This window comes from endosymbiont of Lamellibrachia barhami, from assembly GCF_011947365.2.
Classification (GTDB): domain Bacteria; phylum Pseudomonadota; class Gammaproteobacteria; order Chromatiales; family Chromatiaceae; genus QGON01.
Genome location: NZ_JAAVSH020000001.1, coordinates 1,715,998 through 1,722,708 on the forward strand (window position 1 = coordinate 1,715,998; position 6,711 = coordinate 1,722,708).

A 6,711-nucleotide genomic window follows, 5' to 3' on the forward strand; every position below is an offset into this window, starting at 1 on the left:
ACAATGATCTCAGGCCGTGCCGCCACATAGAACAGGCGTGCGCCCGCGCATCTTCTTTGTCCGCAAAAAATCAACATACCGAAGACAGCCCCCAAAACATATCACTTCTTTAAATGCGGCTGCCCCGACGAATCACTTCCATATGTATTAAATTGGTGGCTACACGCTCTATGGCGCACTTGTCACGCTCATTCGCTCCATTACCGGAACCAGCCCACATACTGTAACCTGAAACAGCTTGATCATCATCAAAAAAACAACCTTTCTTTAACGACAACTCTTTGATATATCGATATTTGGATCAAATTCACCATTGCAGCAGCGGCGGCCAGAGGCAGCGCATGCTGAAGTAAAACACACTCATGAATCATCTGTCCCCATCACAGCCCCCCGCACCAACTTGATATGGATGCGCAGGTCATAGAGCTGACCGGAAAAAGAGAGGGGCACATCAATCTTCATCACCTCCTCCCTGAGATCGAGCAACGCCCTCAACAAAATCTCTTTTTGCTCTGCAGTCAGCGACTTACGACTCATGCCGTCAAGCACCTCCAACTGACTGTACCAGCGATAGATACGGGCCCGCATACGCCAGTTATAGATCGGCGGCATGAGTTTGAAGAGCGGCAACAAAACCATCACCAGGGGCAGCAGCATGATTTTCAGACGATCCACCAGGGTAGCCGCCCAAAATGGCAGATAGCGCTGCAGAAAAGGCGCTCCATGCTTGTAGAAACGACCAGCCTCATCGCTGAGAGGAAACTCCAGAAACTCGGAGGTGGGAAAATCTCCCCGCGACCCAAACCAGCCACCATTACCATGCACCTCATCCATCGCCTGCAGCAGCAGGTCCGCCAACGCCGGATGCAGTGAATCGTTCATCACAAGATTGGCGACCGGGGCCAGCAGGCTGACGGATTCCGCAGGGATATTCGTCTGCAGATCCATTGCCCCTTCCGGCAGATTAACACTGGAGAGAAAATGGTGCCGACGCGCATAGGCATCCACCCGATGGAAGTTCATCAGATGGATCCCAGGTTGCTCGAGTAGCGTTCGAACCAGCGGAGCGGTGGGTGAGACGACGAATACCGCAATCTCCACATCACCCTTCACCAATGCCTCCAGCGCCTGGCGTCCACCCAGTGAGACCGTTTCAATAGCCTGCTCATCCACACCATTGTCACGCAAGAGAAAAAGCGTCAGCGCCTTTGTTCCACTGCCGTCAGTACCCACTGCGACTCTTTTTCCAACCACATCAGTGAGCTGTCGAAGCGGTTTATTCCCGCGATAGAAGACCCACATGGGTTCATACTCGATACCGCCCAGGGAGCGCAACTCGTCCGTTGTCCGGACTGAACCCGTACCACCCTGTACAAACCCTATTTGAGCATCGTGCCGCTCCAACAGCCCCAGATTTTCAATGGATCCCGCAGTTTCGAGGATATCCAGCCGCACCCTCTCCCTTGCCAGGATCTTCTTATAGCGCAGGGCGAACTGATAGTAAGCCCCTTCAGTGCTGCCTGCAGCAATAGTCAGGTGGTTAGGCGGTGGGGGCACAACGAACTGATAGGCGACGCCGAAAGCGAGCAGCGCCAGCACCAGTGCAGGCCAATAGGTGGAAAAAAGATGTTTTTGTTCTTTTACTGTTTGTTTCGGCATCACCTTCACCCGCTTTGGAGCAAGCCCATTTCACCTAAACAAAGTACAGCAAATAGCGGTAAGATCAATCCCAACTCATCCGATCCTCTGACTCCCAAAGATGCATACAGGCCGCCTCGTACTGACCCCGGAAGATGCTTTTTATGTTCCGGCTGATATAGCGGATCTGCTTGCGCGATTGCGTGACATCGATTTTATCGACGCACCCATCCTCCCGGAGAACGAGGCGGATTATCTGTTGGGCGAGCGCTTCATGCAGTTGGTCACGTTCATGGGGTGCTCACCTTACATACAATTGAAACCCACAGAGGATAACCAGCCTTTCTGTCATCTGAAGATAGACGGCCCCTACACTGATCCGGTATTTCTAGGGGGGAAAAACAGCAATGCGCCCAGCTGTAAAGCGTGCCGTAAGCGCATCCCGCAATGGGAGGCTCTGATAAGGGCCTGGTTAAAACAACCAAAGCATTATCGGGCGACATGCCCACATTGCGGCAATCTGCAGAACCCGGCAACCTACAACTGGCGACAGGCGGCAGGCACAGGCCGTTTCTTTCTGCTCGTGGAGAATATCTTCCCCCAGGAGGCGCAACCGTCGGCAGCGCTGCTCAAAACACTACAGGGAGATGAAGACAAGGCTTGGTGCTATTTTTATATTCAGGATGACTGATCCGCTCACTGGGTAGTCGACTGGGATGGAGCTCAGGCCACTTCGCAGCAGTTTTTTCCCTTACCCTTGGCCGTGTAGAGCGCCTTGTCAGCGCGCTCGAATACAGCCTCGACCGTGTCGCCCTCCGCAAAACAGCTGATGCCACAGGAGATGGATACCTGAACTGCCTTGGTGCCTGAATGAAATCCGCTCGCGCCGACTGCCTCACGCATCTCTTCCGCCACGCTCAGCGCCTTTTCCTGATCTGTGCCACAAAGCAGGGTGACAAACTCCTCTCCGCCATAGCGGGCGATAAAATCTGTTTCGCGAAGTCTTTTCCGGAGTGTTTTCGCAATGATTCTCAGGGCGCTGTCACCCGCCTGATGGCCATAACGATCATTGATTTTCTTGAAGTCATCCACATCCCAGACAAGCATGGAGAGCGGCTCTCCAAACCTTTTCCAACGCGCAAACTCCTGACTGACCCGCTCGTCATAGGCCAACCGGTTAGGCAGCTCTGTAAGCGCATCCTGCAGCGCAAGATGATGCGCCTCGACCATGCGAAAGCGTATATCATCCGATTCCTGCTCCATCTCCCGCAGGCGCTCCCGCAGGGCACGCTCATCGACTTCAGCATTTTGGTAACGCTGCTCTTCATCCGCGAGAAACTGATCCATACTCAGCTGGATGCGATCCAGACGCTCCGCAACAGTCCGCTTCAACTGCCCCAGATCCGTCGCTTCCCGCACTGAGGATTGGATACCACCCACATCGGAGGCAACTGCCACATTCAGCCGGCGCCCACTCTTTATCGCTGCTTCCCGACTATCATGGCCACTTCGAAGATGGGTATCGAGTTCCTGCAGTCGTCGGGTCAACTCTTCGAGAAAACTTTCTGTCTCCTGAATCTCTGTCTGGGCATTACCATGGGAGCGGGAGATCAGCTCCAACAGATCCCGCAACACCCTGACCCACTCATCCGCTGCAGATTTATCCGCCAACCGGCTTTGAAAATCAGAGATATCAGTGCCCCAGTTTCCAGGCCAACTGGCGCGATCCAACAACTCCATCAGCATGTGGTTAGGCGTATCCCCCTCACCGTCCCCCTTTCTGCTGCCGAGAAGACGCCCCAACAGGCCATCCTTAGGAGGAGTTCCCTCAGTAACCGCATGATTCAACAGTGCCGCCAAGCGATCCAATTCGGTTTCCGCCACATGCGCGGGGTCACTCAACAGATGGCTGAAAAGCCTTGAAGCCTCGGACATTTCGCTCTTCGGCAGCTGCAGACGCGATACCAACTGACCACAGATCTTCAGCGGTTCAGGCCCCGCAAAATCATCGCTGTCCGGCTGATGAGCCAGACTGTCTGAAAGGGCGTTCAGCCGCTCATTCAGGGCGGGCTTGACACCGTTGCGGACAGCGTCACGAATACTTTTCAGATGAGGGTCAAGATTGGGATCCATCCCGCTGGTGGCGACTGTCAAACGGGAAATGGCTCGAACCAGAAGACCTTCGGTTTCGGCACGGGAATCCAGCAACTGCTCGTGTTGCAGCAGCAACTCCTGGTATGCCTGCTTCCAGTCCTTTTCGTCGGCCATCGTGAAATACTTCGGTTACAATCCAGAGCCCGCTACAGGACGCTCATCAAACAACTTTTCAATAACCCATCGCATGCAGGATGCGGTTCACAAGTTCGCCAACACCCTACGCCCGGTTGTTTCTGCCTGGCAGCGATATACCTGCGACAGCCTCCTAGATTATCAGCGCAGGAGAGAAAAGCAACGTATCAATCAGGCTGCCTGGGCAAGTCTTACATTCGCCGGCAATTCGATTTCCAGACTGATCGGTAGATGATCAGAGTGGGCGTAGTCCAACACCTCGGCCTTGGCTACACGCAGGCTTGGGGAGGCCAAAATATGATCCAGCCTGCGATTGGGTCGCCAGCTCGGAAAGGTTTTGAGATCACAGGAGGTTCCCTGCAGATCAGTATTGTCCATCAGGAAACGGAACTCCCGGGATCCACAGCCACAGTTAAAGTCCCCCATCAGGATCAGGTGGGAGTAGTGGGACACCAGCTCACTGATATAGGAGAACTGCCGCAACCGCGCACGCCGACCCAGGGCCAGATGCATAATGCAGACACCCAGCGGTTTTTCGCTGGTGGCAAATTCCATCAACATCGCGCCTCGACCTGGAAGTCCTGGCAGGCGATGTTCCACAATGGTGCTGGGATGCACCCGGCTAAGGATGCCGTTGCTGTGCTGGGCCAGTTTACCCAGGCTACGGTTTACCTGCTTATACCAATAAGGGAAACCCGCCTGCTGGGCGAGATATTCCGTCTGATCCAGAAAGCCACTGCGCAGACTGCCTGAATCCACCTCCTGCAGCCCCACCAGATCGAAATCTTTGAGTAGGCGGGCAATACGATTCAGATTTGCCAATTGGTTGCGATGGGGCAGAAAATGCTTCCAGCTATGGGTGACATACTCCCGATAGCGGCGGGTATCAACGCCGGTCTGAATATTATAACTGAGCAGACGCAGGCGATGGCCGTCCGTCTTGCCCACGCCGTGTCTCTCTATCTGTCTCTGCATCTGGTATTACCCCATGCCCTGCCCGTCAACCGGGATATGTTCGCCCTATCTTTAATACTACGGCATATAGTGGAAAAAACTTGAATCTGGGTCGAAAACAACAAAAAAAGGCGGCCAGAGCCGCCTTTTCCACCATTCGTGACATGAATTTACTTATTCAAGCCCTGAATATACTGAGCCACTGCTGCAATCTCTGCATCAGTCATGCGGGCAACGACGCCTTGCATCATTTCGCTGGCGTCGTTGGTGCGGGCAGCAGAACGGAAATCCTTCAACGCCTTTTCAGTATAGATGGCATGCTGTCCAGCGAGTGCCGGGAAGTTTGCATCCGGGTTGCCGGCGCCTGCAGGACCGTGGCATGCCATGCAGGCCGCAACGCCGGTTTCAGCGTTGCCGGCCCGATAGAGGGACGCACCCGACTCCGCTTTATCTGCGGCTGCGGTACCCATGGTCCTTTTCTGGCTGCTGAAGTAAGCAGCGAGATCAGCGATATCCTGATCATCGGCCAAGAGCGCGGCCTGAGCCGTCATCAGGGGATCTTTGCGGGCGCCTGACTTGAAATCCCTGATCTGTTTTTCAATGTACTTGGGGTGTTGACCCGCCAGCTTCGGCCACTGCGCATTTAAACTATTACCATCAGGGCCGTGACAGGCCATGCAGGCTGTTGATTTACCCTTGCCGGCCTCGGCATCACCAGCAGATTGGGCGCCGCTTGCGACAAATACAAGTGCGATGGAAACAGTTACTAGCCATTTATTCATGTTCAGTCCCGCTGTTTTCGTGCCTGGATTCAGTTTTCAGCAGGCCCCAACCGGAAACACCACAGCTTGTGGCTTGATTCCAATCGAACCCGATAACCATAAAAAAGCTGCGAAACTATACCAGAATCTTCTAATAGAGGTCAAAATATCGGGACTCACCCAATGATGCTTGTCCTGGCATGGAGCCACAGCGTATGTTTGGACAGCTATTTCGAGGAACCCACATGCAGCAAGATCCTGATGCCAGCATCGTAAACAACTGTTTTGCCATTGTTTTCACGCCGAGCCGGCGGCGTAATCGCTTTCCTGAAAACTGTGTCGATGTCGTGGCATCCGCTGAGGAGGCGATGGATCGGGCAGATGCAGCCGGCAATACCTATGCGGCCCGAGTAGTTGGGCCATCCCGGTCTTCTGAGGGGGTCCGGCTCTACTACCTGGAGCAGTGGCTCGACGGAAGGTAACCCGGAACCTCATTTTCAGGTTAAATCTGCAACTTCGCCAACTCAGCGACGATGACAGCAGCATCAAGGTTGTCGTAGTCCGCCCGATTGGTTGTCGTTACGCCGCCAGCCATTTCATACCAGGCATAACCGGTGGTCCAGGGGGCGTACTCATAACTCCCCTGTTTTCTGCGGGGCAGGCAGTAGAGGCAACCGGGACGGTAGATCAGATTGTAGCTAATACCTTCCCGGTGTAATTCGTTCAGGTAGGCCCAAGCCTCAGGCGCGGAGCCAAAGCGCAGGCAGTCCACCGGATAAGGCACCTCCCCTCCGTTGTGCCCCCACTGTTCCGTTTCCAAAGGAAGGGGCTGTTCCCGCACAAACATCTGGAAGTGCAGATGATTGACAGACGCGAAGGCGCCGTAACTGTTATAGCCGAAACCGACCCCCGGCAGGCATCCGCCCAACTCTTCAGTCAGATTCCAGATATAGAGATGATAGAGATGTGAAAGATACTGCGGCTCCCGCTCCCTCCGCTCCGGCACCAGCAGGCCGTGAAATTGGGCGAATGGAAACTTGTTGTAGAGCAGTTCGACCTCCAATCCGTG

The 6,711-nt window shown here is 54.4% G+C and carries 6 protein-coding genes and 1 pseudogene; 2 read left to right on the forward strand and 5 right to left on the reverse strand.

Features of this window, described 5'->3' with window-relative positions:
* Positions 1–360: 360 nt before the first annotated feature.
* Positions 361–1,659, reverse strand: a complete 1,299-nt coding sequence (locus tag G9Q73_RS07650) for a TAXI family TRAP transporter solute-binding subunit (protein ID WP_177419263.1) — start codon at positions 1,657–1,659, stop codon at positions 361–363.
* A gap of 100 nt (positions 1,660–1,759) precedes the next feature.
* On the opposite strand from G9Q73_RS07650, the gene G9Q73_RS07655 reads away from it, so the two are divergent.
* Positions 1,760–2,329 (forward strand): hypothetical protein, encoded by a 570-nt coding sequence (locus G9Q73_RS07655; protein WP_177419264.1) that lies wholly within the window; start codon positions 1,760–1,762, stop codon positions 2,327–2,329.
* A 32-nt stretch (positions 2,330–2,361) separates the two neighbouring features.
* Here the strand turns inward: G9Q73_RS07655 and G9Q73_RS07660 are convergent, their stop codons facing one another.
* The 3 genes from G9Q73_RS07660 to G9Q73_RS07670 form a co-directional block, all read right to left on the reverse strand.
* Positions 2,362–3,906, reverse strand: coding sequence for a GGDEF domain-containing protein (locus G9Q73_RS07660; RefSeq protein WP_177419265.1), 1,545 nt, complete (start codon positions 3,904–3,906; stop codon positions 2,362–2,364).
* 192 nt (positions 3,907–4,098) lie between these two features.
* Positions 4,099–4,902: an endonuclease/exonuclease/phosphatase family protein gene (locus G9Q73_RS07665; RefSeq protein WP_177419266.1), complete on the reverse strand. Its 804-nt coding sequence runs from the start codon at positions 4,900–4,902 to the stop codon at positions 4,099–4,101.
* A 149-nt stretch (positions 4,903–5,051) separates the two neighbouring features.
* Complete coding sequence (locus G9Q73_RS07670; protein ID WP_177419267.1) at positions 5,052–5,663, reverse strand: c-type cytochrome; 612 nt, start codon at positions 5,661–5,663, stop codon at positions 5,052–5,054.
* A 224-nt stretch (positions 5,664–5,887) separates the two neighbouring features.
* Between G9Q73_RS07670 and G9Q73_RS07675 the strand changes: the two genes are divergently transcribed.
* Positions 5,888–6,124: a hypothetical protein gene (locus G9Q73_RS07675; RefSeq protein WP_177419268.1), complete on the forward strand. Its 237-nt coding sequence runs from the start codon at positions 5,888–5,890 to the stop codon at positions 6,122–6,124.
* A 20-nt stretch (positions 6,125–6,144) separates the two neighbouring features.
* On the opposite strand, the pseudogene G9Q73_RS07680 reads toward G9Q73_RS07675, so the two are convergent.
* A pseudogene (locus G9Q73_RS07680) lies at positions 6,145–6,711 on the reverse strand (hypothetical protein); the annotation flags it as partial.

What these genes read in the sequence shown, in the direction of transcription:
- G9Q73_RS07650 (WP_177419263.1), bottom strand. Translation starts at nt 1,659, where the DNA reads ATGCCGAAACAAACAGTAAAAGAACAAAAACATCTTTTTTCCACCTAT.
- G9Q73_RS07655 (WP_177419264.1), top strand. Translation starts at nt 1,760, where the DNA reads ATGCATACAGGCCGCCTCGTACTGACCCCGGAAGATGCTTTTTATGTT.
- G9Q73_RS07660 (WP_177419265.1), bottom strand. Translation starts at nt 3,906, where the DNA reads ATGGCCGACGAAAAGGACTGGAAGCAGGCATACCAGGAGTTGCTGCTG.
- G9Q73_RS07665 (WP_177419266.1), bottom strand. Translation starts at nt 4,902, where the DNA reads ATGCAGAGACAGATAGAGAGACACGGCGTGGGCAAGACGGACGGCCAT.
- G9Q73_RS07670 (WP_177419267.1), bottom strand. Translation starts at nt 5,663, where the DNA reads ATGAATAAATGGCTAGTAACTGTTTCCATCGCACTTGTATTTGTCGCA.
- G9Q73_RS07675 (WP_177419268.1), top strand. Translation starts at nt 5,888, where the DNA reads ATGCAGCAAGATCCTGATGCCAGCATCGTAAACAACTGTTTTGCCATT.